This window comes from Ruminococcus sp. FC2018, assembly GCF_000621805.1.
Classification (GTDB): domain Bacteria; phylum Bacillota; class Clostridia; order Oscillospirales; family Ruminococcaceae; genus Hominimerdicola.
Genome location: NZ_JHXH01000004.1, coordinates 30,401 through 53,303 on the forward strand (window position 1 = coordinate 30,401; position 22,903 = coordinate 53,303).

Annotated in this window: 23 protein-coding genes; 3 read left to right on the forward strand and 20 right to left on the reverse strand. The window is 46.5% G+C overall.

Going from position 1 to position 22,903, the window contains the following annotated elements:
• Positions 1 to 17 precede the first annotated feature (17 nt).
• The 8 genes from T494_RS0103650 to T494_RS0103685 form a co-directional block, all read right to left on the reverse strand.
• Positions 18 to 1,400, reverse strand: a complete 1,383-nt coding sequence (locus T494_RS0103650) for a carboxyl transferase domain-containing protein (protein ID WP_028505123.1) — start codon at positions 1,398 to 1,400, stop codon at positions 18 to 20.
• 113 nt (positions 1,401 to 1,513) lie between these two features.
• Entirely contained in the window at positions 1,514 to 2,251 is a 738-nt protein-coding gene (locus T494_RS0103655) for a pseudouridine synthase (protein WP_028505124.1), read from the reverse strand.
• A gap of 51 nt (positions 2,252 to 2,302) precedes the next feature.
• The gene (locus T494_RS0103660) at positions 2,303 to 3,451 is read right to left on the reverse strand and encodes a D-alanyl-D-alanine carboxypeptidase family protein (protein WP_028505125.1); all 1,149 of its coding nucleotides are present in this window, start codon (positions 3,449 to 3,451) and stop codon (positions 2,303 to 2,305) included.
• A gap of 65 nt (positions 3,452 to 3,516) precedes the next feature.
• The gene (gene ytfJ, locus T494_RS0103665) at positions 3,517 to 3,906 is read right to left on the reverse strand and encodes a GerW family sporulation protein (protein WP_028505126.1); all 390 of its coding nucleotides are present in this window, start codon (positions 3,904 to 3,906) and stop codon (positions 3,517 to 3,519) included.
• Between the two features lie 41 nt (positions 3,907 to 3,947).
• The gene (locus tag T494_RS12185) at positions 3,948 to 4,850 is read right to left on the reverse strand and encodes a hypothetical protein (protein WP_051540021.1); all 903 of its coding nucleotides are present in this window, start codon (positions 4,848 to 4,850) and stop codon (positions 3,948 to 3,950) included.
• Positions 4,851 to 4,880: 30 nt separating this feature from the next.
• Complete coding sequence (gene scpB / locus T494_RS0103675; protein ID WP_028505127.1) at positions 4,881 to 5,456, reverse strand: SMC-Scp complex subunit ScpB; 576 nt, start codon at positions 5,454 to 5,456, stop codon at positions 4,881 to 4,883.
• A gap of 18 nt (positions 5,457 to 5,474) precedes the next feature.
• Complete coding sequence (locus T494_RS13600) at positions 5,475 to 6,917, reverse strand: segregation/condensation protein A (protein WP_081777205.1); 1,443 nt, start codon at positions 6,915 to 6,917, stop codon at positions 5,475 to 5,477.
• 38 nt (positions 6,918 to 6,955) lie between these two features.
• The gene (locus T494_RS0103685; RefSeq protein ID WP_028505128.1) at positions 6,956 to 7,645 is read right to left on the reverse strand and encodes a site-2 protease family protein; all 690 of its coding nucleotides are present in this window, start codon (positions 7,643 to 7,645) and stop codon (positions 6,956 to 6,958) included.
• Positions 7,646 to 7,852: 207 nt separating this feature from the next.
• Between T494_RS0103685 and rpmB the strand changes: the two genes are divergently transcribed.
• Positions 7,853 to 8,038 (forward strand): 50S ribosomal protein L28, encoded by a 186-nt coding sequence (gene rpmB, locus T494_RS0103690; protein WP_028505129.1) that lies wholly within the window; start codon positions 7,853 to 7,855, stop codon positions 8,036 to 8,038.
• Between the two features lie 148 nt (positions 8,039 to 8,186).
• Here the strand turns inward: rpmB and T494_RS12195 are convergent, their stop codons facing one another.
• A complete protein-coding gene (locus T494_RS12195; RefSeq protein WP_051540030.1) occupies positions 8,187 to 10,469 on the reverse strand; it encodes an LTA synthase family protein in 2,283 nt (760 codons plus the stop codon).
• Positions 10,470 to 10,831: 362 nt separating this feature from the next.
• Here T494_RS12195 and T494_RS0103700 point away from each other — a divergent pair, with 362 nt between their 5' ends.
• Positions 10,832 to 11,614: an HAD family hydrolase gene (locus T494_RS0103700; protein WP_028505130.1), complete on the forward strand. Its 783-nt coding sequence runs from the start codon at positions 10,832 to 10,834 to the stop codon at positions 11,612 to 11,614.
• Between the two features lie 46 nt (positions 11,615 to 11,660).
• On the opposite strand, the gene T494_RS0103705 is transcribed toward T494_RS0103700, so the two are convergent.
• The 11 genes from T494_RS0103705 to T494_RS0103755 form a co-directional block, all read right to left on the reverse strand.
• A complete protein-coding gene (locus T494_RS0103705) occupies positions 11,661 to 12,200 on the reverse strand; it encodes a flavodoxin family protein (protein WP_028505131.1) in 540 nt (179 codons plus the stop codon).
• Positions 12,201 to 12,272: 72 nt separating this feature from the next.
• Positions 12,273 to 13,403 (reverse strand): carboxynorspermidine decarboxylase, encoded by a 1,131-nt coding sequence (nspC, locus tag T494_RS0103710; protein ID WP_028505132.1) that lies wholly within the window; start codon positions 13,401 to 13,403, stop codon positions 12,273 to 12,275.
• Positions 13,404 to 13,412: 9 nt separating this feature from the next.
• Entirely contained in the window at positions 13,413 to 13,691 is a 279-nt protein-coding gene (locus T494_RS0103715; protein ID WP_155984028.1) for a hypothetical protein, read from the reverse strand.
• Positions 13,675 to 13,941, reverse strand: a complete 267-nt coding sequence (locus T494_RS0103720; protein WP_028505134.1) for a hypothetical protein — start codon at positions 13,939 to 13,941, stop codon at positions 13,675 to 13,677. The genes T494_RS0103715 and T494_RS0103720 overlap by 17 nt, the downstream gene beginning before the upstream one ends.
• Before the next feature lie 10 nt (positions 13,942 to 13,951).
• Positions 13,952 to 15,154, reverse strand: coding sequence for a saccharopine dehydrogenase family protein (locus T494_RS0103725; RefSeq protein WP_028505135.1), 1,203 nt, complete (start codon positions 15,152 to 15,154; stop codon positions 13,952 to 13,954).
• Positions 15,155 to 15,251: 97 nt separating this feature from the next.
• On the reverse strand, positions 15,252 to 16,097 hold the full coding sequence (speB, locus tag T494_RS0103730; protein ID WP_028505136.1) for an agmatinase: 846 nt from the start codon (positions 16,095 to 16,097) through the stop codon (positions 15,252 to 15,254).
• Positions 16,090 to 16,938, reverse strand: coding sequence for a polyamine aminopropyltransferase (gene speE / locus T494_RS0103735; protein WP_028505137.1), 849 nt, complete (start codon positions 16,936 to 16,938; stop codon positions 16,090 to 16,092). The genes speB and speE overlap by 8 nt, the downstream gene beginning before the upstream one ends.
• A 35-nt stretch (positions 16,939 to 16,973) precedes the next feature.
• Complete coding sequence (locus T494_RS0103740) at positions 16,974 to 17,663, reverse strand: hypothetical protein (protein WP_028505138.1); 690 nt, start codon at positions 17,661 to 17,663, stop codon at positions 16,974 to 16,976.
• Between the two features lie 20 nt (positions 17,664 to 17,683).
• Positions 17,684 to 19,132, reverse strand: coding sequence for an aminotransferase class I/II-fold pyridoxal phosphate-dependent enzyme (locus tag T494_RS0103745; protein ID WP_028505139.1), 1,449 nt, complete (start codon positions 19,130 to 19,132; stop codon positions 17,684 to 17,686).
• 17 nt (positions 19,133 to 19,149) lie between these two features.
• A complete protein-coding gene (gene speD, locus T494_RS0103750) occupies positions 19,150 to 19,962 on the reverse strand; it encodes an adenosylmethionine decarboxylase (protein WP_028505140.1) in 813 nt (270 codons plus the stop codon).
• Between the two features lie 217 nt (positions 19,963 to 20,179).
• Positions 20,180 to 20,656: a PTS glucose transporter subunit IIA gene (locus T494_RS0103755; protein ID WP_028505141.1), complete on the reverse strand. Its 477-nt coding sequence runs from the start codon at positions 20,654 to 20,656 to the stop codon at positions 20,180 to 20,182.
• A gap of 275 nt (positions 20,657 to 20,931) precedes the next feature.
• Between T494_RS0103755 and abc-f the strand changes: the two genes are divergently transcribed.
• Positions 20,932 to 22,878, forward strand: coding sequence for a ribosomal protection-like ABC-F family protein (gene abc-f / locus T494_RS0103760; protein WP_028505142.1), 1,947 nt, complete (start codon positions 20,932 to 20,934; stop codon positions 22,876 to 22,878).
• The last annotated feature ends 25 nt before the right edge of the window (positions 22,879 to 22,903 follow it).

A 22,903-nucleotide genomic window follows, 5' to 3' on the forward strand; every position in this document is an offset into this window, starting at 1 on the left:
TGTATAATATACTTTTATTAGAGCTGGATGTTGCTGTGCTTCTTGGGGAGATTTGTAACTCTCTTGCCAGCCATTATCTCTATGGAATCCAAAAGTGTTTTGCGGATATCTCCGGCAGCTATAACGCTGTCCACGCATCCGTTTGCAGCTGCAAGGACTGCGCTTGCATTTTCCTTGATATACTGCTGTGCAAGCTCATTTCTCTTAGCTGTCAGATCGCTTGCGCCTTTGAGCTGGTCATGCTGCATAAATTCCACAGCGGTCAGCGGGTCAAGTGCGCTTATAGCGGCGTTTTCAGTAGCATACACAAGGTCTGCATTTGCTCCTCTGCCTGCAAGTGCCACAAACGCAGGACCGTAAGCTTTTCCTGTGACCACAGAAAGCTTGATCGTTGTAGCTTCCGCATATGCGCTGGCAAGCTTGGTCATATCCTTGACTGCACCCTGCATCTCAGTAGTGTCGTTAGCCTCAAATCCCTGAGTATCCACAAATGTCACAACGGGAACAGCAAAGGCATCGCAAAGCCTTACAAATCTTGCTATCTTCGAGCAGTCCCCAGAGGAAAGCTTATCCTCTGTTTTATTTGTAGCCACAACACCCACGGTTGCGCCGCCGAGAGTTGCAAGAGCTGTATAGGAAGCCTTGCCGTAGTCGGCATAAAGCTCGGTTGCGCTGTTTGCATCAAAAACGCTCTTTACTGAGCTTTGTGCATCATCTGCTCCTTCAAAGGCAGGTTCTTCAAACTCATACATAGGCACAGGCGAGAGATTGTTCTGGGGAAGCTTTGCGATAAGCTCCTTAGCAAGCTCGCAGGCTTCTTTATCGCTTTCACATACAGCACAAGCGGTGCCGTTTTTTACAGCATTTTCAGCCAAATCCTTTATATCTGCATTGGGAGCCACATAAAGCTCTCCCTGCTTTGCAATGACCGTAAGGTCTGCGGACTCAGCGAGCATAGCCGCACAGCCTGCACAGGTACCTGCCACAACGGCGATCTGGGGAACCACGCCTGAAAGGTTAGACACCTTGGAAAGAAGGTAGCCGTAGGCGGTAAGCGCCGAGGACGGATCTGTAACATCGGCACCGAATGAATCATAGATACCCACAACGGGAACACCTGTTTTAGCCGCAAGGCTGTATACCTTTGAAATTTTCTTGGCATGAGCTTCCGTCATTGCGCCCTTCTTTACGGAAATATCCTGGGAAAAAGCATAGACGGGATTCTGCTCCACATAGCCGAAAGCTGTAATAACACCTGAAAGGTCCTCACCGCTCATGGCATAGGGGTCAAGCTCGGTGAATTTTCCTTCATCAAACAAATATGTAAGCCTGTTTCTTGCTTCGCTGTCACGGCTTGCCGCTGCACTGAGCTCCGCAAGAGTTTTCATCTTGTCAGACATACAGATATCCTCCAATCAAAGTATATTAAAAGCATAATTATCACACATAATCATTATACTATTTTTTTGCATTTTTTACAAGCAGTTTTACAGAGTTCACTTTAATTTTACAATTAGCCCTGTTTTTTAGTGACCGCATTTCTAAGTGCTCTCAGCTCGTCAGGTTTAAGCTCTCTGTAAGTGCCGGGTTTTAACATTCCCAGTTTCACCGGGCCCACGGCAGTTCGCTTCAGCCTTGCAACCTCAAGTCCCACGGCTTCGCACATTTTTCTTATCTGTCTGTTCCTGCCCTCAAAGATAGTCATCTGCAGTACCACTCTTCCGGGCTGTTTATCCAACACCACCACATTACACTCGGCAGTCTTTCTGCCGTCTATTTCCACACCTGCGGCAAGCTGCACCAGCTGCTGTTCGGAAATATCCGGTCTGACTGTGACACGGTACGTCTTTGAGATATGCCGTGAGGGGTGCATCATATCGTTGGCAAAGCCACCGTCGTTGGTGAAAAGTAAAAGTCCCTCAGAATCCTTATCGAGCCGTCCTATGGGGTAGACTCTTTCGGGGATATTTTCCAGCAGCTCGGTCACGCATCTTCTGCCAAGCTCGTCGCTGGTGGTCGTCACATATCCACGGGGCTTATGCAGCATTATGTAATACAGCTTTCTGCGATTATCCACCGTTATATTCTCTCCGCCCACGGAAATAATATCCTTGCCGGGCAGAGCCTTATCTCCAAGCTTACAGGGGTGACCGTTCACCTTGACCTGTCCTTTTTCGATAAGCTCCTCCGCTTTTCTTCGGGAGCAAAGTCCGCTGTCAGCAATTATTTTCTGTATCCTGACTTTTTCCATTTTATCTCCTTATGTACCCCTTGCAGTTACTCCCTGCAAAGGTATTATTTTTTATGAAAACCATGAGACCAGCCTCTGTTTCATTTTTCCCCAGAAGCCTTTATCCTGTCCCTGCGCCACCTGACAATCCTCGTCGGCAAAGATAACGCTCTGGGCTATAAGCTCGCCTTTATACCAGAAATCCACTCTGCCCACGGCATCCCCTTTTTTCACCGGGGAATACACAAACATTGGAAGATGCACCACAGGCTTGACACTTTCACTGCTGTCCTTTGAGATGCAGGCATAGGCAGGCTGAAATGTACATCTTATTTTATCGCACTCGCCGCCTGCTACGTTAAGCACAAAACCTTTTCTGCCGCAGGACAGCTCCTGCCTTGCAACCAGGGGAAAACAGCTGTCATAAAGCCTGCTGTGATCCTGCCAGTCATTTCTGTCGCCTAGGGTAACGCAGATAAGCTCCGCACCGCCTCTTGAGCAGCAGGACACAAGGCATCTGCCTGCCTTATCGGTAAAGCCTGTTTTAACGCCGATAACTCCGTGACAGGTCTTCAAAAGCTTGTTTGTGTTGGTCAGCCACCTGTCATAAGGCGGGTCACCAAAGCTGAGCTTGACACTTCCGGCAGAGCATATCTTTCTGAACTCGTTATTTTTCATGGCATAGCGTGTGAGCTTTGCCATATCGAGGGCTGTGGAATAGTGCTCCTCGGTGTAGTCATCAAGTCCCGACGGAGTGACAAAGTGGGTGTTTTCAAGACCCAGCTGTTTCGCCTTGTCGTTCATCAGCTTTACAAAGTTCTCAACGCTGCCTCCCACTCTTACGGCGGTACAGTTTGCCGCATCGTTTCCGCTGGGGAGCATCATACCGTAGCACAGGTCTCGCAGAGTCACCTTGTCGTTTTCCTTCAAGCCCATAGATGAGCCTTCCACCCTTACCGCCACAGGGTCAACGGTAAACCTGCTATCCAGGTCGCCGTGCTCAATGGCAAGTATGGTGGTCATTATTTTAGTTGTGCTTGCCATAGGAAGCCTTTTCTCTACAAAATGGCTGTAAAGCACTTCCCCTGTGGAAGCGTTCATGACTATGGCACCCTTTGCGCTCACAGACGGCATATTTTCCGCAGTTGCAGCGGGACAAGTACAAAAAATTGTACATAAAGCCGCAAAAACGCAAAGAGCCTTTCCAAGCAGTTTTCTCATTATGTTCACGTCCTTACACAGATTATCAATAGATATTCTGTGCACAAACGTCTTATAAATTCAGCTTATTCAGCGGAATCATTTCCCTCTTTCTTTTTGCCGAGAAAATCCGTGATCTTGTCGATGACCTCAGGGACCATATTAACGATAGCGTTGCCCTTATCCGCATTTGCAGTCATCTGAAGCAGCTTGACCTCACCGCCGGAGATAACGATGAAAGCCATTGGCTGAATGGAAACTCCGCCGCCGGAGCCGCCGCCGAAGGTATCCTTTGCCTTTGTGGGCAGGTCGCTTCCGCCGGATGCAAATCCGAAGGAGACCTTTGAGATAGGAATGATCGTTGTTCCGTCAGCGGTAACAACTTCCTTTCCCACAATAGTCTGACAGTCTGCGATCTCACGCAGCTTTGACATGGCGGTGTTTACCAGAGCTTCGATCTTTGAGTTTGAATTCATATCTATCAACCTTTCTGTATATTAGTCTTTGTTATCCTGATTTATGCAGCCTTTTTCTGCTGCTTTTTTTTAAGCTGTTCACGTTTTTTTCGTGCGGTTTCGGCTTTGAGCTTCTGCTCTTTTTTCTGCCTTATAAAAATACACAGTGCCTTGATAGCCATACAAAAGGCTATGTGTATCATTGTACTTGGTCTGACCTTGACTTTGAGATAGATCTCGCCGTCCATTATCTTCTCGTTGAACTCACAATGGACATCCAGCCTTTTGAGCTTCACTGTGAAAATGCAGCCCAGCCAACCTATTGTTGAGAACAAGAAGCCTTGTACCTTGCCGTACCACAGTGCTGCTTCGTAGGCATCTTCCTTACCCACGGTAACGTCTGCCTGCACATTGGTAATGCGTATCTTTTTCAGTATTTTCCTGAAATACTTCCAACCCATGGGGATATAGGGCTTGACCATATTGAACTTGTCCTTGAGCTGGGCAAGCTTGCCTTTTTCCTTTTTCCCCTCCTGCGGTTCAATATCAGGCTCATGCTGTTTTTTCCGTTTTTCCTTTTCAGCCTTCTTTGCTTGCTTCTTATCCGTCTTTTTCTCGGCGGCAGCCTTCTCACGGGGCAAAATCTCCGGCTCATCAGGCTGTGAGGATCGTTCCTGTTCTTGCTGTGTCTGCTCAGCCTGTTTAATAAACTCCTCAAGAGCTTCCTCGGAAAGATTGGGCTGCTCAACCACAGGCTGCTCATCAGCCGTTTCAGGCTCGCCTTTTTTCTTTTTGGGCTTTTTAGGCTTCTTCGGTTTTCTCGGATACAACGTGAAGAAAAGCCATTTGACCTTTATTTCCACACCCTGCTTGCTTGCCTTTATCGTGGCTCGCACAGAAAAATGGAGCAATATGACAATAAAAGCTATAATGCCAAGCAGTATATACAGAACTATTATAGTCATCAGCTCCTTTCAAATTGTCACATATATAAATCATTGTTCCCCGTCTTGTTCGCTGCGGGAATTCTCCAGTATCTCGTCAATAGTAACCTGTTCGCTTGGCTCGGGCAGAGGCGGCAGGTCTTTAAGACTTGAAAGCTTAAAGGCTCTCAGAAAATTATCGGTGGTTTTATATGCGATAGGTCTGCCCGGCAGGTCAAGTCTGCCTGCTTCGGCAAGCAGGTCCTTTTCCACCAGAGAATTTACAACTCCCGAGGAGTCAACGCCTCTGACGTTTTCAACAAAGCCCTTTGTTACAGGCTGGTTGTAAGCTATTATTGTCAGTGTTTCAAGTGCCGCAGGGGAAAGCTGTGAGTTCTTCTTTATCTCCAGCGCAGACTTTATGTATGCGGCAAACTCTTGTTTTGTTGCCAGTTGGTAGGAATCGTTCAGCCGCAGCAGCTCGATACCGCTGCCCGGGTCTTTATATCTGTCCTCAAGGGCACATATCACCTGCTCGAGCTCCTGTTTTACAAGCCCTGTTATCTCGCACAGTCTTGATGCCTCAACAGGCTCTCCCCCTGCAAACAGCACTGCCTCCACAACAGGCAGCATATCTTCAAATTCCATATCTATCCTCTCAAATCCTTATGATTTTCCATATCTCCAGTAATTTCCCGCAGCGTCGTCGCCTACCGAAACATTACCCCAGTACCGGCGCAGTCTGTTCCAGTAATTGGGCTTGAATCTACAGCCCTGGGCGTTATCCGGCAAAGCCTGCTCACTTTCGCTGTTCACAGGCGCAGTATCCTGCTCAGGCACAGGCTCATTTTCCCGGGGCACTATCTGCTCTTGGGCAAGCTTCTGGGCAACGATCCTTTCCACTGCCACAGGCTTATAAATCAGTGCACTGCTTTCACGCACACGCTCCGCAGCAGGTCTGTTCTCGCCTTTGGGCATGTTCGTTTTAACAGCTTCCGACGGGGTATACACCACGTCGTCTGGCACAAAGACAGGGATATCCTCCACGGGTGATTCGGTTTCACACATTTTGTCCTGCACAGGCTTCTGAGAAGCTTGCTCGATTTCTTCGGTTTCGTCCGTATCATCTATCTGTACAGGTAATTCAGCCTGCAGAGCTTCAGTTTGCTCTTGTACGGCAGCAAGTTCCTCTGCCGGTTCAGTAATCACGCTGTTTTCCTCGGCCTGTCCGTCAGCTTCATCACAGTCAAGCTCGCTGTCCCGAGGCATCTGCTGTGCCTGAATTTGCTCTGTCTCAGAGTCTTCCGCACTTTCCTGCTGCAGCGGTATTTCCTCTGCGATATCCTCAGCAGGCAGCACGTCAGCCGAGCTGGTATCCTCCGGGTTATCAAGGTGCTTTTTGCGCTTTCTGCTCTTTTCGCTGAAAAATATCTGCGTATTGTCGTCGTTAAGGCATATCCTTCCGGATTTTGTAAGTTCCAGAATAGCCAGAAAAGTAGCCACTCTCTCGCTTTTTGTTTCCATTCCGTCGTAGATATGGGAAAGATCGCACACCCCTACGGTATACAGCTTTTTAAGCACATAAACTATCTTTGAGCCCACCGACACCACTTTGTATGATACAATGGGCTGGAATATCTTTGCATTTATAGGCTTCTCGTTCCTTGCCTTTTCCGAAAGCCCGAAATAGGCTTCAAGGAGCACCTGTGGGTCATGCTCACGGGTATAGGTCTTGTCAACGGGTATCACCACAGGCTTGCGCACAAAAATGTCGCCCCCTGCGTACACCCTGCCAAGCTCCTTTGCCAGCAGCTTGCACTGGGAATACTCGATAAGTCTTCCCTCAAGCTCCTTTTTAAGCTCCACCGCTTCCTCGTCCTGAGGCAGCAGGGATACTGTCTTTATATATATCAGCCTTGCTGCCATTTCAAGGAAATCCGCAGCATCCTCCAGATCCTCATGGTCAAGCTGATGCATATATTCCAGATATTGCTCCAGCAGCAGCGATATCTCGATATCGTGTATATTCAGTTTGTGCTTTGATATAAGGTGGAGCAGCAGGTCCAGCGGTCCCTCGAACATATCAAGCTTGAACTGTGCTGAAGACATTTGGTTCTATCCTTTCGATTTCATTTATGGTTGTATCACTACAGACCGAATATTGACCTCATAATTGGATCTACCCAGAAGGTAAGCTTATCTATGATCCAGAACAGTGCATCATTTACTGCGCCCAAAGGTCTGTCAAGCAGCCCGGAGAACACCAGCAGAACAAAGCCTATCATAATGTATAAGCTGTACTGCTCGATTTTTCTGTCTATTTTATAGCTGGTAAAATAGCTCAGTATCTTTGAGCCGTCAAGAGGCGGAATAGGAATAAGGTTGAATATTGCCAGTCCCAGATTTATCTGGGTAAAAAATCTGAAAAGCAGCGTCATCCAAAAAAGTACATCTGACGGGTTGGCATAATAGGCGTAATACATCACCTTGTAGATAATAACTCCCACAACTGCGGCGATAACATTGGCGATAGGTCCTGCCGCTGCGCTCAGAGCCATGCCCTTTCTGGGCTTTTTGAAATAATTTGGGTTTACCTGGACAGGTCTGCCCCAGCCAAACCCTGACACAAGTATCATAAGTCCGCCTATGGGGTCTATATGGTTAAAAGGGTTAAGGTTCAGTCTGTTCTGAAGTCTTGGAGTGGGGTCACCCATTTTGTGCGCCGACCAGGCATGAGCAAACTCGTGCAGGGGAATGATCATAAAAACGATCATTATTCTTGCACCGTATTTTAAAATTGTTTCCACCGTAAAAGTCAAGATCTCGTCGCCTCCCAAACGTACATTCTCCAAAGAACATACCACGTTTTATTATACACTATTTTAAAAAAGATTTCAAGTATTATTGTGCTCTTTTGCCACAAATATATTAACTTTTTATGATTTTTGAAAAAAACGCAAAAAAACACTTGCATTTTCCTGTCGGGTGTGCTATAATAACTTACGTTGCGAATTTAGTTATTAAGTTAAAGGAGGTGCAAACTAATGGCAAAGTGTGATATTTGCGGAAAGGGTGTAACTTTCGGTATCAAGGTCTCCCACTCTCACAGAAGATCCAACAGAACATGGAAGCCAAACGTTAAGAGAGTAAAGGCTATTGTAAACGGTACTCCTTGTCATGTTTACGCTTGCTCAAGATGCTTGCGTTCCGGAAAGGTAGAGAGAGCGTAAGCTTCTTTCTCTTGCCCTTTATATGTTAAAACGTAAAAACAGGCTGACCTTTAGGGGGTCAGTCTTTTTTTGTCCCGAATTTCCCGCAAGCACAAAAAGACTGCGCTGAGAGCATATGTCTCAGGCAGTCTGTTATTATTTATATGACTTACACAGCGTACAGATATCTGTCCTTGCGTATGGAAGGCGGAGAGAACAGAGTTTCACTGTCGCCTGAATCAGACGACTTGGGGGCACTCTGCTTGCCCTTTCCTGCGAAGCCCTCCTCTGTCTTGTTTATCATATCAAAATAGATTATGGCATTGGAGATATCTATTCTCTCGTCGGCGTAGTCGCAGTATTTCTTGATGTACTGCTGGTCAACCCTTTCGTCGTTTCTGCGTTTTTGCAGCGTTTCTTCGTTATATTCGGCATCAGCTGCCGCCTTGTAACTACCCTTTATCTTATCGTTGTAAAGGGGCGAGGGGTCTTCCTTGAATATTTGGTTGCAGGAGGCGAACTTTGCCACATTCCTGTAACCCTCAAGGTCGAAGTAAGCATCTTTCTGGCTGTCATAATAGACCTTATCGGTGATATAGTTACCATTTGGGAAAATAACCACATTATCCTCCTTCTCGTCAATGGAGAATATGTCGTGTCCCAGGGCGTACTTGTTTTCAAAGCCCATCATATTTCCCACGGTAGGCTGTACGTCGTACATACCCATCACCTTGTCTATCTCCTTGGGTTCATATCCCCCGTCCTTACTCCAGATTATAAGGGGCACTTTACGGTTTATATTATAGCAGAACGGGTCAACGGGGATATATCCGGGGTCGCTTGATGAAAGCACCTTGTCATTGAACGGGTCGTAGTTATAATAATACTCGAACTCCTCTTCCTTTATCTTTGCATCGTGGTCACCATACAGCACCACAACGGCATTATCCAGCATTCCCTCCTTGTCCATATCATCAAGGAACTGCTTTATTGCCTCATCGGCATAATGGACGGACTTGAAATACGAGCCAAGCTTTCTGCCCTCAAGGAAAGGTGCGCTGACCTCGTCGTAAAGACCTGTCTTTTCGTTATATTTCTTATACTTGAAGTCCACCTTGTAGTCGCTTACTCTTTCGATATCGGTGAAAGGGGTATGGTTGGTGAGCATAAGTATCTCGCCCATCCAGTTTTTATTCTTCTGGGCTATCTCCTTTATGATCGGGATAGCCTGCCTGAACATGGACTTATCGGACAGTCCCAGACCTATGGTCTCATCCACCTTAAAATCGGTGGTGGAATTATAGAACTTATCGTAGCCATATGACTTATGCACATTGAGTCTGTTCCAGTAGGAACCGTTGTTTCCGTGCATACTGAACACATAGTAACCCATTGACTTGAGCAGCTTCTGGGTAGTGGTATAATCCCTATCCCAGTAATTTATTGCCACAGTGCCGCTTGATGCAGGCATAAGGGATGTTGAGAGGGTAAACTCCGTATCGGATGTGGTTCCTACGCTTTCCTGGGCGTAGAAGTTAGTGAAATATATACCCTCCTTGGCGAGCTTGTTTATAGTCGGAGTAAGGGGCTCACCGTTTATGTATGTATCAAGGGTAAAACCCTGTATACTTTCTGCGTGGATAAAGATAAGGTTCTTGCCTGCAAACATATTTGAATACTTATTTTTCTTCACCTGTGCACTTACGTCCTCAACAGCCTTGTTGTCGTAGAACTTATTGAAAAGCTCCTCACTGTCGGAGTAGCCGAACATCATATTGAGCTGGGCATTTGCACAGGAAACTGCATCACTTACATGATACGTGTAAACGCCGAATGTGGCAAGGACATACTCTCTGTTCCACTGTTTCTGGAGTCGTGAATAATCGGTGCCGGTCATAAGGCTGGCTGCGATACCAAGAAAACAAAGCGAAAGCACGAATGTGGCAAGTCCTGCAAGCCTGCGGTGCTTTTTCTCCTTATTCTGGGTGGTATAACCCTTGGTTTTTTTCTTTATGAGGATATAGCTTACGATAAGCGCAGGGATAGACCACAAAAACGTCAGATCTTTTATCTCCATGATGTTCTTGGTCACCGCATCCATTACTCCGCCCAGCTGTGAGGCTGTAGATAGCATGGATACGGACATGAAGGATCTGAAGTTGGTATAATATATGGAGTTGCCCGCACAGATAACATCCAGAATTATTGTCAGCACCAAAAGAAGTATGAACTGTCTTTTCGGCTTTTTGATTAAAACAGCCAGCGAACCGATTAACAGACACATACCTATATCCGCCAGCAGAGGTTTTATCTGGTTATACTCAAACTTTACCGTGAAAGCCCTGAGGATAAAGCCGTTTATTACTGCCGACAGAACAAATATCAAAGGCAGCATATTGTCACGGGCATAGTCGTGGACCATTATACCCACTTTCTTGCATTTTTCTTTCATTGTCCGATCTTTCTCCTTAAAATCCGGTTTGTTCCGACACTATATATAAAACTATATGCTTTCCTGCTGAAATACACCATTATTATAATATCAGATGCGTTGAAAGTCAAGATTTAGCCCTTCTTTTTATAACTTTGACTAAAAAAAGAAGCCAAAGAACGCACCATTTATAAAATAATTGCATCAATCACAATGGCAATTTTCTCCGGCTCTTGCCTTTTGTCAATAAAGCTCAATAAAATCACCGAGGTTTAATTAAAAATATGTAAGTCTACAAACTTTCAAAACCTTGTCGAAAATCATTGCCAAAGGTTGGTTTTTATATTATAATCTAAGCAGAAAAACCAAAGCGGAGGATACTTATGATAAAGATAATCGCCACAGATATGGACGGTACACTTCTTGATGACAACAAGCAGCTCCCGGAAAACTTTGAGGACGTTATCCACAAGCTGATAAAAAAGAATATTCGCTTTGTTATATCAAGCGGAAGAAGCTTTGGTGCGCTTAAAATGCAGTTCGTCAAGTACCTTGACAGCCTCACTTTTATCTGCGACAACGGCGCATATATAGTTGACCGTGGCAGCGTTATCAGCGTTTCGGTAATGGACAGATCCACTGTTGACAGCATTATCGACTACTGTGAACAGCAGGGATACTCGGTGCTTCTTTGCGGGAAACAGGGGGCATGGTACAGTACGAGCAGCAGCAGCTATGCTGATGAGATAGCAAAGTACTATGTTGACTGTCACTTTATCGAAGATCTGCACAGCTGCAGCGACGAGATCTTCAAGATCGCTGTTTTCAATGAAAAAGGATTTTCCGAGTTTCAGTATGACGTAATGGGAGAAGCTTTTTCCAAAAACACAGTCCAGCTGTCAGGCAAGTACTGGATAGATATTATGAACAGCGGCATAAACAAGGGTGCTGCTCTTTCAAAGATATGCAACCGCCTTGGGGTGGGATACAACGAGATAATGGCATTCGGCGATTATCTTAATGATGTGGATATGCTTGGCTGCGCATACTACAGCTTCGCCATGTCAAACGCTCACAATTCGGTAAAGCGTGCTGCCAACTTCATCACCGGCTCCAACAACGACAATAGCGTGATGAAAGAGGTCAAAAAGTACTGCCTGCAATAAAAATATGACAATGCACTGTGCTGCTATTTATGGCGGCACAGTTTTTTTATATCTCCTTGCAGAATTCTGTAAGCTCGCTAGTCCTTGGGATCACCGCTTCCCTGTTTTCAATGCTGCAAAGCCCGATGTGTCCGCAGCACTCTATTTCAAGGTGTCCGTAAAAGTGCTCGATAGTCTGAATAAGCCGTTCACACTCTTTCATATTCGGACCTGTACGCAGGACCACTGCATACCCTTTTTTGCCTTTTGAAAGACGTGCGTGGGGCTCATGGGTGTTGCTGTAAGGAGTGCAGCGGTCGATGAAAACCTTGAACTGCCCGGGTACGTCCGCCCAGTAGGAAGGCGAAGCACAAATGATAACATCAGCGGCTTCAAATTCCGCCATCAGCTGCTGTACACCATCGGTCATAACGCATTTTGCTGTGTTGTGGCAGCTTCGGCAGCCTTTGCAAAAGGCGATGTCGTAATCGTCAATACAGACCTGTTTAGTTTCATATTTTTGTGACAGCTCATCTGAGATAATGCTTGTTATCTCTGCGGTCGCTCCGTCCCTGACAGGTGAACAATTGATGATAAGTGCCTTCATTCCCATTACCTCCCGTAAATAATAAGTATATAACAAATTCCTCTCCGCAAAATGCAGAAAGGAATTTTGGTTTTAAAGCCTTTGTTTAAAATCGTTATATCCGAACTCACGCACAAGCTCAAGCTTGCCGTCAAGCTTTTCAAGATATATCGCAGGCAGAGGCATTCCGTTGAATGTGTTATTCTTCACAGTTGTATAGATAGCCATATCGGTGAAAACAAGCCTGTCCCCCTCTTTCAGCGGCGAATCGAACGAGTAATCACCAATCACATCCCCTGCAAGGCAGGTCGGTCCGCCAAGTCGGTAGGTGTAAGCCTTCTCCCCAGCCTCACCTGAGCCTATTATCATTGGTCGGTAAGGCATTTCAAGCACATCCGGCATATGGCAGGCAGCCGAGGTATCTACTATAGCCAGATCCATGCCGTTTTTAAGAGTATCAAGAACGGTCGTAACAAGCCAGCCTGCATTAAGGGCAACAGCCTCACCCGGTTCAAGATACACCTGCACGCCATACTTGTCATGCAGATAATTCACGCATTTTTCCAGCTTTGCAAGATCATAGCCCTCTTTGGTTATGTGGTGTCCGCCCCCAAGATTGAGCCATTTCATCTTTCCAAGATACTTGCCGAACTCTTCCTCAATATGCACAATCGTGCGCTCCAGAACATCTGCACCCTGCTCGCACATGGTATGAAAGTGCAGTCCGTCGATACCGTCAAGCTGGTTTTCGTCAAAGTTTTCAAGTGTGATGCCAAGCCGTGAGTTGGTAAAACAGGGGTTATAAATATCCGTCTCTATCTCCGAATACTCCGGGTTGCAGCGCAGTCCGCAGGATATATTGCGCCCACAGTTTTTCACCTTTTCACGGTGCTTTTTCCACTGTGAGATGCTGTTGAACACAATATGGTCTGCTATTTTCACAAGCTCGTCCATATCCCGGTCTGTATACGCCGGGCTGTAAACGTGCACCTCGCCGCCGAACTCCTCCTTGCCCAGCCTTGCCTCATACAGTCCACTGGCAGTAGTTCCGCAAAGCACCTTTGAAAGCTGCGGATAAGTGCAGAAGTTTGAAAACGCCTTTTGCGCCAGCAGTATCTTACAGCCTGTGTGCTCCATAACTGTGCCCAGTATATCAAGATTATGCGCCAGTGCCTTTTCACTTATAACGTAACAAGGCGTTTTGACCTTTTTTATATCAAACATCTTTTCACCCTAATACGTTGTATTCTCAAATTTAACGGAAAGCTTTTCGTTGGTGCTTTTGGCATTCATAAATGCGGCAAGCACCTCCTCAGCGAAGGGTCTCATTTCATCAGATATCTCGTCTGTGTCATAGAATGTGACCTCTGCCTCGTTCTCAAAGCCGCAAAGCACATCAAATAGCTTTGACACGGAATTTATTTTCCCTTCACCGCAGCCGAGTGCCTTGCTGATATAGTCAAAGAACCTTTCCCTGCTTTCAAACTGTACGTCGTCAATCATTATCAGCATTTTCATCACCGCTTTCTCTTTCTTTTCTGCGCCGTTTCAGATGTGTGCCGTAGCGTATATCCAGTACCAGAAGCGTGACTGCCACGCCCATAAAGAACGACGGCAGCGTCAGCGCAAATATCTTGGGCAGCATGGAGATCTTCATATAAGACATTATTACTCCCACAGCCAGATACCATGCAAAAAGCAGCACAACAACAAGCATTATCAGCAGTCTGCGTCTGCCATTTTTACGTCTTATCCTTGCCATAGTTCACCTGTCAGTCTACCAGCACGGGGTCAAAGTTCTCTTTCCAAGGAAGTCCCCACTTATTCAGTGCGTCCATGAACGGGTCCGGGTCAAACTCCTCGATATTGTGTACACCCGGCTTTTTCCACTTGCCTGTCATGACCATCATTGCGCCTATCATTGCAGGAACACCTGTGGTGTAGCTGATAGCCTGGGAGCCTACCTCCTTGTAGCACTGCTGGTGGTCGCAGACGTTGTAAACGTAGTATTTAACGTCTTTGCCGTCCTTTTTGCCCCGGCAGATACAGCCGATATTTGTTTTGCCCTTTGTTCTGGGACCAAGGCTTGCAGGATCGGGAAGAACAGCCTTTAAGAATTGCAGCGGAACGATCTTCTTACCCTCAAAGTCTATCGGCTCGATAGATGTCATACCCACATTTTCAAGGCATTTGAGATGTGTCAGGTAGCTCTGTCCGAAGGTCATGAAGAATCTGATACGCTTGATCCCCTTGATATTCAGAGCCAGGGATTCCAGCTCCTCGTGGTGCAAAAGGTACATATCCTTTTCGCCCACTTCATCAAAGTTATACACTCTCTTTATCTCCATAGGCTCGGTCTCGACCCACTTGCCGTCCTGAATGTAGGAGCCTTTAGCCGAAACCTCACGGATATTTATCTCGGGATTGAAGTTGGTTGCAAAGGGGTAGCCGTGGTCGCCGCCGTTGCAGTCCAGAATGTCGATATAGTTTATCTCGTCAAAATAGTGCTTCTGAGCGTAAGCGCAGAAAACGCCCGTAACTCCCGGGTCAAAGCCGCTGCCCAGCAAAGCTGTGATGCCTGCTTTTTCAAATCTTTCACGGTAAGCCCACTGCCAGGAATACTCAAACTTTGCCGTATCCTCAGGCTCATAGTTTGCTGTGTCAACATAGTCCACCTTGCATTCAAGGCAGGCGTCCATTATGTGCAAATCCTGATACGGCAAGGCAACATTTATACATATATCGGGCTTATACTCTTCCATAAGCGCAACAAGCTGCGGCACGTTGTCAGCGTCCACCTGCGCAGTAGTTATCTTAGTCTTTGTCTTTCCCTCAAGCTCTGATTTGAACTTGTCGCACTTTGATTTTGTGCGGCTTGCAATGCATATCTCCTCAAAAACCTCGCTGTTCTGGCAGCACTTGTGGATAACCACGCCTGCAACTCCACCGGCACCTATTATCAATGCTCTTCCCATTCAGATCAACCTCCGTTATCTATTATTAGTTTGATATTATTTATATTTTCAGTATCTCACCGCCAAAGCTCGTCAGAAGCAATTTGCGTTTTTCTCCTTACAAGATAGCAAGCAGTATCTCTCGCAGCAGCTTGCAGGCAAGGGCTGTGCTTCTGCCCGAGGGGTCATAAACGGGCGAAAGCTCGTTCATATCAAGTCCCACGATGTTGAGCTTTGAAAGCGTCATTACCGCCTTGTGCAGCTCCCTGAAGCTGACTCCTCCGGCTTCAGGTGTGCCTGTTCCCGGGAACTCCGACGGGTCGAGAACGTCAAGGTCAAGTGTGAAATACACCGGCTTTCCTTTGAGTTTTTCCACCACCTCGTCAAGGGTTTCAAGGTCAAAGCGGTGCAGATAGGTGTGAGTTTTTGCGAACTCAAATTCGTCCCTGTCGCCGCTTCTTATGCCGAACTGATTTATCCTTCCGTCGCCGACAATGTCGTGACATCTGCGCAGAACACAGGCGTGTGAAAGCTTTACGCCCAGGTAATCATCTCTCAGGTCGCAATGCGCATCAAAGTGGATTATGTGCACATCAGGATATTTCTGCGCAACGGCTCTGAATTCGCCCAGCGTAACGAGGTGCTCGCCGCCGATCATAAAGGGTATCTTGCCGTCGTCAAGTATCTGTCTTGTCCTGCTTTCAATGTCTGAAAGTGCCTGCTCGGGACTTCCGAACGGCAGCTCCAGATCTCCGCTGTCAAACACCTTATAGTCCAGCAGGTCCTTGTCCTGGTATGGCGAAAAAGTCTCAATGCCAAAGCTTTCGCTTCGTATCGCACTTGATGCAAAGCGGGTTCCCGGGCGGAAAGATGTGGTGCTGTCAAAGGGTGCTCCGAAAATTACTATCTTTGCGTCATCATACTCACAATCGCAGCCGATAAAGGTAAATACGTTCTTATTCATCGGCAAGTATCTCCTTTACATAATTGGGCAGGGCAAAACAGCCCTTGTGCAGCTCGGTATTGTAGTATTTTGTAGCTATGCCGAAATTCTCCCACTCCTGCGCTTTGAGATCATATACGGGGTGAAGATTTTTCGAGGCAAAGCCGAAAAGCCAATGTCCCGAAGGATATGTGGGGATATGCGCCTGATACACCATTGACACGGGGAATGCGCTGCTGATGCGCTTGTGTGTGCGCTTTACCATATCCACATAGGAATCGTAGTAGGTGCTTTCGTGTTGGTTTATAAGTATTCCCTTGTCACTCAGTGCCTTTGAACAGTTGCCGTAAAACTCCTTTGTGAAAAGCCCCTCACCGGGACCAAACGGGTCTGTTGAATCCACGATTATAAGGTCGTACTCATTCTCCTTGCGGCGGACATATTTAAGCCCGTCCTCAAAGAAAAGGTTGACCCTTGGGTCATCGAATTTGCAGGCTGTCCGGGGCAGGAACTCCCTGCAAACCTTGACCACCTGCTCGTCTATCTCCACCATATCTATCTTCTCTACCGTTTCATATCTTGTAAGCTCACGGATAGTTCCGCCGTCGCCTGCGCCGATAACGAGCACGTTCTTTATGTCCGGGTTGACCGCCATAGGCACGGCAGTAACCATTTCGTGATAGATATACTCGTCCTTTTCTGTGAGCATTATAAAGCCGTCCAGCACCAGCACTCTGCCGAACTCGTAGGTGTCAAAAACATCTATCTGCTGGTAGTAGCTTTTTCCGCTGTACAGCTGCTGTTTAACTTTTATAGTGAAATTCACATCATCGGTGTGCTTTTCGGTAAACCATAAGTCCATGGTAGGTTCTCCTTTCGCTTATAACTATATATGCCTTATTTTTTCAGTAATGAGTCATTATCCGAATCAACATATCGCCACATATTGTCCATTATTTCCTTTTGCATCTTCGGGTCATCAGGGAATCCGTATTTTTTCAAAGAGGCACTGCTTCCATTGCTTTTGAACATTCTTAAACCATCTTCGATAGTCTGCTTTTCATCAGGATGTGACTTCAAATAATCGCTGTAATAATTGCACATAAATTCTTCACTTGAAAGCAAATGCTGCCCAGCATACGTTATAAGCTTACCGTCAGCCTCGGACAGCTGATACATCTTTGTGAAATCCTCTCCGCCTGACGAATAGATGATATTACCGCGAACAAGATATGCCCTGAACTGTTCCTCATCAGCTATTACCTCAACATCATCATTTGAATAAGACTCTTTTGAACGTATAAGATAATCGCTTTTGCCCTTTTGTCTGAGTTCGCAGAAATTATCGCCTTGCAGAAAGCATTCTTCCGTTACATAATAGTTATCAAAAGTATCTCCAAGCTCGGTCGTAAAGCTGCCCGTGTACTCTTCCTCATCAGACGAGCCTGATGTCAATAGAAACATCAATCCCACATATATCATAAATGGGATACACAAAAAGATGATAAGCGCTACTATCCAGCCCTTAGGCTCTTTTCTCGCCTGTGCCTGCTGTTGCTGCACTACGTAAGACTCAAACTCGTTCATATGCTCATCTCCAAAGTTTTCTACTCGTCAATGACATTGATATAGTTTATCTCCAAGTCCTCTGTGCCTGTCATAAGGCAGCCCTTTTCTTTGCAGTATGTTATATATTCGATTATCTCTTTTGTTATCATTTCGCCCGGCGCAAGTATAGGTATTCCCGGAGGATAGCACATTACGAACTCAGCACACACTTTGCCGCAGCTCTCCTTTACGGGAACAGCTTTTTTATCACTGTAAAAGGCTTTCTGGGGTGTGACCTTTACTATGGGGTTGATATACTCGTGGTCAAAAAGCCCTGCGGGGTCTTTGGAATACAGCCTTTTTATCTCGCTGAGTGCCGAGATAAATCGCTCGATCTCCAGCTCTCTGTCCCCTGCGGAAACTATGGCAAGGATATTTCCTATATCGCCGAACTCGATCTGTATATCATACTCGTCACGCAGCAGGTCGTAGACCTCAACTCCTGCCAGCCCCACTGCCCTTGTGTGCACCGACAGCTTTGTATCGTCAAAGGCAAAGATGTCCCTGCCGTTCACAAGGTCCTGCCCGAATGCGTAATATCCGCCGATCTTGTTTATCTCGCCCCTTGCATAGCTCACGTAGTCGCACGCCTTTGCAAAAAGCTCCTTACCATTCAGCGCAAGATTTCTCCTTGCCATATCCAGCGATACCATGAGCAGATACGAACCGCTGGTGGTCTGGGTAAGGTTGATTATCTGTCTTACATAGCCCTCGGATACGTTCTTTCCGCAAAGCAGAAGTGATGACTGGGTAAGGCTTCCTCCTGTTTTGTGAATGGACACCGCAGCCATATCCGCACCTGCCTGCATAGCATTTACAGGCAGGTTATCTCCAAAATAAAAATGAGTGCCGTGAGCTTCGTCGGCAAGCACCAGCATTCCGTGCTTGTGGGCGATGTCCACGATCCTCCTGATATCCGAGCATATGCCGTAATAGGTGGGGTTATTCACCAGAACGGCTTTGGCATCGGGGTTTTCGATTATTGCTTTTTCAACGTCCTCCACCGACATACCAAGTGGTATCCCAAGCTTTTTGTTTGTCCCGGGGTTTACGTAAACAGGTACAGCTCCGCAGACCACAAGGGCATTTATCGCACTTCTGTGGACGTTTCTGGGCATGATTATCTTCTCCCCCGCCTTGCAGGCTGTAAAGACCATTGTCTGCACAGCGGCGGTGGTTCCGTTGACTATAAAAAAGGCATTATGCGCATTGAAAGCCTCTGCCGCAAGCCCCTCAGCCTGCTTTATGACCCCGGTAGGGTGACAGAGGTTATCAAGATTTTTCATTGAGTTCACATCGCACCGCAGGCACTGCTCCCCCAGAAAATCACGAAGGGGCTTGTTCATCCTGCCCCCCTTATGACCCGGAACATCAAGCCTTACCACACGGTTTTTCATGTGCTTTGTCAGCGCCTCATACACGGGCGCATTTTCCTGCTTTAGTTTCAATTCATAATTCCTCTTACTTAATAAATATTCATTCCACTGTATATCTCTATCATTTCACGCCTGAGGGCATCGGTTATATCCAGCCTTTGCTTTGGCGTAAGCTCCAGGGCATCGGTCTTGAAAAGATAGTTCTGAAGCTCGATATCCTTTATAAGGAGCTTTGTATGGAAGATATTGGACTGGTACATATTAACGTCTATCGCATCGTATCTTGTAAGGGTATCGTTGTCGATATAATCCTGTATTGATGTGATATTATGGTCGATAAAAAACTTTTTGCCCAGAACGTCCCTTGTGAAACCTCTGACACGGTAGTCAATTGTGATAATATCCGAATCAAAGCTGCTGATAAGATAATTCAGGGCGTTCAGAGGGGATATCATACCGCAGGTGGAAACGTCAATATCCACTCTGAAGGTGGAAATGGCATTATCGGGGTGATACTCGGGGAAGGTATGCACCGTAACGTGGCTCTTATCAAGGTGCGCAGCCACTGTTCTGGGCTTTGCCTCGGGAAGTATACCCTGGTTGCAGGACGGGTCAATGGAGTCCTCGTCCAGAGCCTTTTCGGCAATAAGAACGTTGACCGATGCACCCTGGGGTTCATAGTCCTGCTTTGATATATTCAGCACTCTTGCGCCGATCATTTCCGTAACGTCACACAGTATCTTTGTAAGACGCTCGGAATTATACTGTTCGTCGATATAGGCTATATAGCCCTTTTGTTCTCTTTCTGTTTTTGCATAGCATACATCATAGATATTAAAGCTAAGAGTTTTCGTAAGATTATTGAATCCGTACAGTGAAAGCTTCTGCTCCAACCCTATCATCCCGTCCTCTCCGGATAAAATACAGCACAACGTCCACAGGGCACATATATGCAGTATGATTATATCACACTTCTTCGCAAAAGTACATAGTTTTACAAACTTTTTTTATTATTTTCATATTTTATTTTTTCCTGTCTTTATGCTATTAACCGCCCTGCTTTCAGGTCAAACTTAAAACGTCCCCGGTTCAATCGTTCCGAGGACGCTTATATGCTATTTATAAAGAATACTTCATTGCAGTTTCCGAGGCAGCAATACTGCCCTTTTTAAGCTTATAATCCATAAGTATATCGCTGTTTTCCACAACAACGAACACCGCACGCTTTATGTCACCCTCAGGGGTCGTCACAGCCAGCTTATCCCCTGTTTCCACATTGTCACCGATTTTTGCTGTCAGCTTTATCTCCTCACGGGAAAATGCGCTGAAGCTGACAAGCACTTTCAGTCCGTCGGCGGTTTTCAGAACAACTGCATCAGGCTTTGTGGAAACATCTATTACCCTTGCGCTTACCGGGCTTACAACCTCTGCCGAGCCGCTTTCAAAATCGGGATATATTCCATACCCCACTCCCAGTATTCCCGAGGACATTATGTCATCACCTGTATCTTCAAGGGCACAAAGCTCACCGTTACAGCAGGCGTTCAGCTCTCCCTTACCCTTTTCCTCAGACTGTTTTTCTCCGAAAAGCTTCAAAACTACCCCTCCTTCCGGATACTTTAGAAAATAACACTTGTTTGATATTATTTTAACAAATTGTTACCCAAATTACAACCTCATTTGAACAGAATTAACGTTTTTCTGTTGTTTTTCGTATATCTGCACAATTATTGAGTAATGCCTCTCTACAAGTTTATGCATATTTACGATAACTTTAATCAAGCGTTCTTCTCTCAAACTCTGCCTATTGAAAAAGGCGGCGGCATAAGTTATAATAGTAATAACACAAACGCACAAGCGGGAGAATTATCATGATAGTAAGCATAGAAAGCATAAATAAATACTTTAACGGCGAGGTCTTGCTGAAAGACATCTCACTGACCATTGAGGAAAAGGAAACGGTGGGTCTTATCGGCTCAAACGGCTGCGGAAAGACCACCCTTCTGAACATTATAACCGGATGTGAGGAATTTGACAAGGCACCTGACGGGTCGGGAAGCATATCTGTTGACCCCAGGGCTGTGGTGGGGTATCTGCGGCAGAACAGCGGGCTTGAATCGCACAGGACCATTGAGGAGGAGATGCGAAGTGCCTTTGAGCAGCTTATAAGCACAAAGGAAAGAATGGATATTCTTTCATCGCAGATGCAGACTGCACAGGGGGAGGAGCTTGAAAAGATAAGCCATGAGTATTCCCGGCTCAACACATATTTTGAGGCTCGTGACGGGTACCGCATGGACGTTAGGATAAAGCAGGTGCTTGGCGGCATGGGATTTGGCGAAACGGACACCTCACAGGTGGTGGACACTCTTTCGGGAGGTGAAAAGACAAGACTTGCCCTTGCCAAACTGCTTTTAGAGCAGCCCGATCTCCTTATCCTTGACGAGCCCACAAATCACCTTGACCTTAACACGCTTATGTGGCTGGAGGAGCATCTTAAAAGCTACAAAGGCTCTGTGCTGGTGGTTTCCCACGACAGATACTTTATCGACCGTGTCTGCACACGGATCTGTGAGATAGAGCAGGGGCATATATACAGCTACAAAGGCGATTACAGCGCATATCTGGTCCAGAGAAAAATGCGTGACGAGCGGATGATGAAGGAATTTGAAGCCCAGCAAAAAGAGATAGCAAAGCTTGAGGACTACATTGCCCGCAACAAGGTACGGGCTTCTACGGCTAAAATGGCAAAGTCACGTCAGCATATGCTGGACAGGATAGACAGGCTGGACAAGCCGTCAAGCTATACCAAGCCGCCGAAAATAGACCTTTGCTATGACATTGAGCCGACCAAGGACATAGTAAAGGTGTCACAGTGTCCCCTTGAAGTGGGCGAGGGAGAACAGAAAAGGGTGCTTATCAAAGACCTCAGCTTTAATGTCCGCCGTGGAGAGCACGTTGGAATAATCGGTCCCAACGGCATTGGAAAGTCCTCCATATTAAAGCTTATACAGGGTCTTATCCCTCACGACGGGGGCAGCATAAGCTGGGGAAACAATGTAAAGATATCGTATTTTGACCAGGAGCACAAGGAGCTTGACAGGCACAACACGGTCATCGGTGAGGTACAGCGGAAAAATCCACGGCTTTCAGACGGTGACGCAAGAAACGTTCTGGGCTCGGTGCTTATCCGTGGGGAGAATGTTTTTAAGCCTGTTTCGGTCATTTCAGGCGGTGAGCGGGCAAAGCTTTACTTTGCTATAATGGCTCTGAACCGTGGAAACGTACTTGTTCTTGATGAGCCTACAAACCACCTTGACATGATGACCAAGGAGGTGCTTGAAGATGCACTTGCTGCCTTTGAAGGCACTATTATTCTTGTTTCTCATGATAGATATCTGCTGAACAAGGTGGCTGACAGGATACTTGAGGTGACAGCTGAGGGTGTGAACTCCTACGAGGGCAATTTTGATGCATATTACCGTGAGTACACCACTCAGCAGCAGGCTTTGCAGGCTCAGGCAGAGCAGCAGAAGAAAGCCTCAGAGCTTGCGGCATACGAACAAAAAAAGCAGCAGAGCCACAAAAGCAAGCAGCAGCGTGCTCTTGACGCAAAGAGGCGTGAGCAGATACGGCAGCTGGAAAAGGAGATCGAGCAGACCGAGGAGCTTATAGCTAAGCTGGAGGGCGAGATATCCGATCCGGCGGTAGCGGCGGATTACTCGGCGATAAACGAAAAATGCTCACAGCTGGACCGGGCACGTCAGAAACTTGAGGAAGATATGGAGCTGTGGGCGGAGCTTGCAGACAAGGTATAACGGCGATAAAAAAGAGCGTGGATCC

Excerpts from the sequence above, each read along its gene's own strand:
- T494_RS0103650 (WP_028505123.1), bottom strand. The coding sequence starts at position 1,400 with ATGTCTGACAAGATGAAAACTCTTGCGGAGCTCAGTGCAGCGGCAAGC.
- T494_RS0103655 (WP_028505124.1), bottom strand. The coding sequence starts at position 2,251 with ATGGAAAAAGTCAGGATACAGAAAATAATTGCTGACAGCGGACTTTGC.
- T494_RS0103660 (WP_028505125.1), bottom strand. The coding sequence starts at position 3,451 with ATGAGAAAACTGCTTGGAAAGGCTCTTTGCGTTTTTGCGGCTTTATGT.
- ytfJ (WP_028505126.1), bottom strand. The coding sequence starts at position 3,906 with ATGAATTCAAACTCAAAGATCGAAGCTCTGGTAAACACCGCCATGTCA.
- T494_RS12185 (WP_051540021.1), bottom strand. The coding sequence starts at position 4,850 with ATGACTATAATAGTTCTGTATATACTGCTTGGCATTATAGCTTTTATT.
- scpB (WP_028505127.1), bottom strand. The coding sequence starts at position 5,456 with ATGGAATTTGAAGATATGCTGCCTGTTGTGGAGGCAGTGCTGTTTGCA.
- T494_RS13600 (WP_081777205.1), bottom strand. The coding sequence starts at position 6,917 with ATGTCTTCAGCACAGTTCAAGCTTGATATGTTCGAGGGACCGCTGGAC.
- rpmB (WP_028505129.1), top strand. The coding sequence starts at position 7,853 with ATGGCAAAGTGTGATATTTGCGGAAAGGGTGTAACTTTCGGTATCAAG.
- T494_RS12195 (WP_051540030.1), bottom strand. The coding sequence starts at position 10,469 with ATGAAAGAAAAATGCAAGAAAGTGGGTATAATGGTCCACGACTATGCC.
- T494_RS0103700 (WP_028505130.1), top strand. The coding sequence starts at position 10,832 with ATGATAAAGATAATCGCCACAGATATGGACGGTACACTTCTTGATGAC.
- T494_RS0103705 (WP_028505131.1), bottom strand. The coding sequence starts at position 12,200 with ATGAAGGCACTTATCATCAATTGTTCACCTGTCAGGGACGGAGCGACC.
- nspC (WP_028505132.1), bottom strand. The coding sequence starts at position 13,403 with ATGTTTGATATAAAAAAGGTCAAAACGCCTTGTTACGTTATAAGTGAA.
- T494_RS0103715 (WP_155984028.1), bottom strand. The coding sequence starts at position 13,691 with ATGCTGATAATGATTGACGACGTACAGTTTGAAAGCAGGGAAAGGTTC.
- T494_RS0103720 (WP_028505134.1), bottom strand. The coding sequence starts at position 13,941 with ATGGCAAGGATAAGACGTAAAAATGGCAGACGCAGACTGCTGATAATG.
- T494_RS0103725 (WP_028505135.1), bottom strand. The coding sequence starts at position 15,154 with ATGGGAAGAGCATTGATAATAGGTGCCGGTGGAGTTGCAGGCGTGGTT.
- speB (WP_028505136.1), bottom strand. The coding sequence starts at position 16,097 with ATGAATAAGAACGTATTTACCTTTATCGGCTGCGATTGTGAGTATGAT.
- speE (WP_028505137.1), bottom strand. The coding sequence starts at position 16,938 with ATGGACTTATGGTTTACCGAAAAGCACACCGATGATGTGAATTTCACT.
- T494_RS0103740 (WP_028505138.1), bottom strand. The coding sequence starts at position 17,663 with ATGAACGAGTTTGAGTCTTACGTAGTGCAGCAACAGCAGGCACAGGCG.
- speD (WP_028505140.1), bottom strand. The coding sequence starts at position 19,962 with ATGATAGGGTTGGAGCAGAAGCTTTCACTGTACGGATTCAATAATCTT.
- abc-f (WP_028505142.1), top strand. The coding sequence starts at position 20,932 with ATGATAGTAAGCATAGAAAGCATAAATAAATACTTTAACGGCGAGGTC.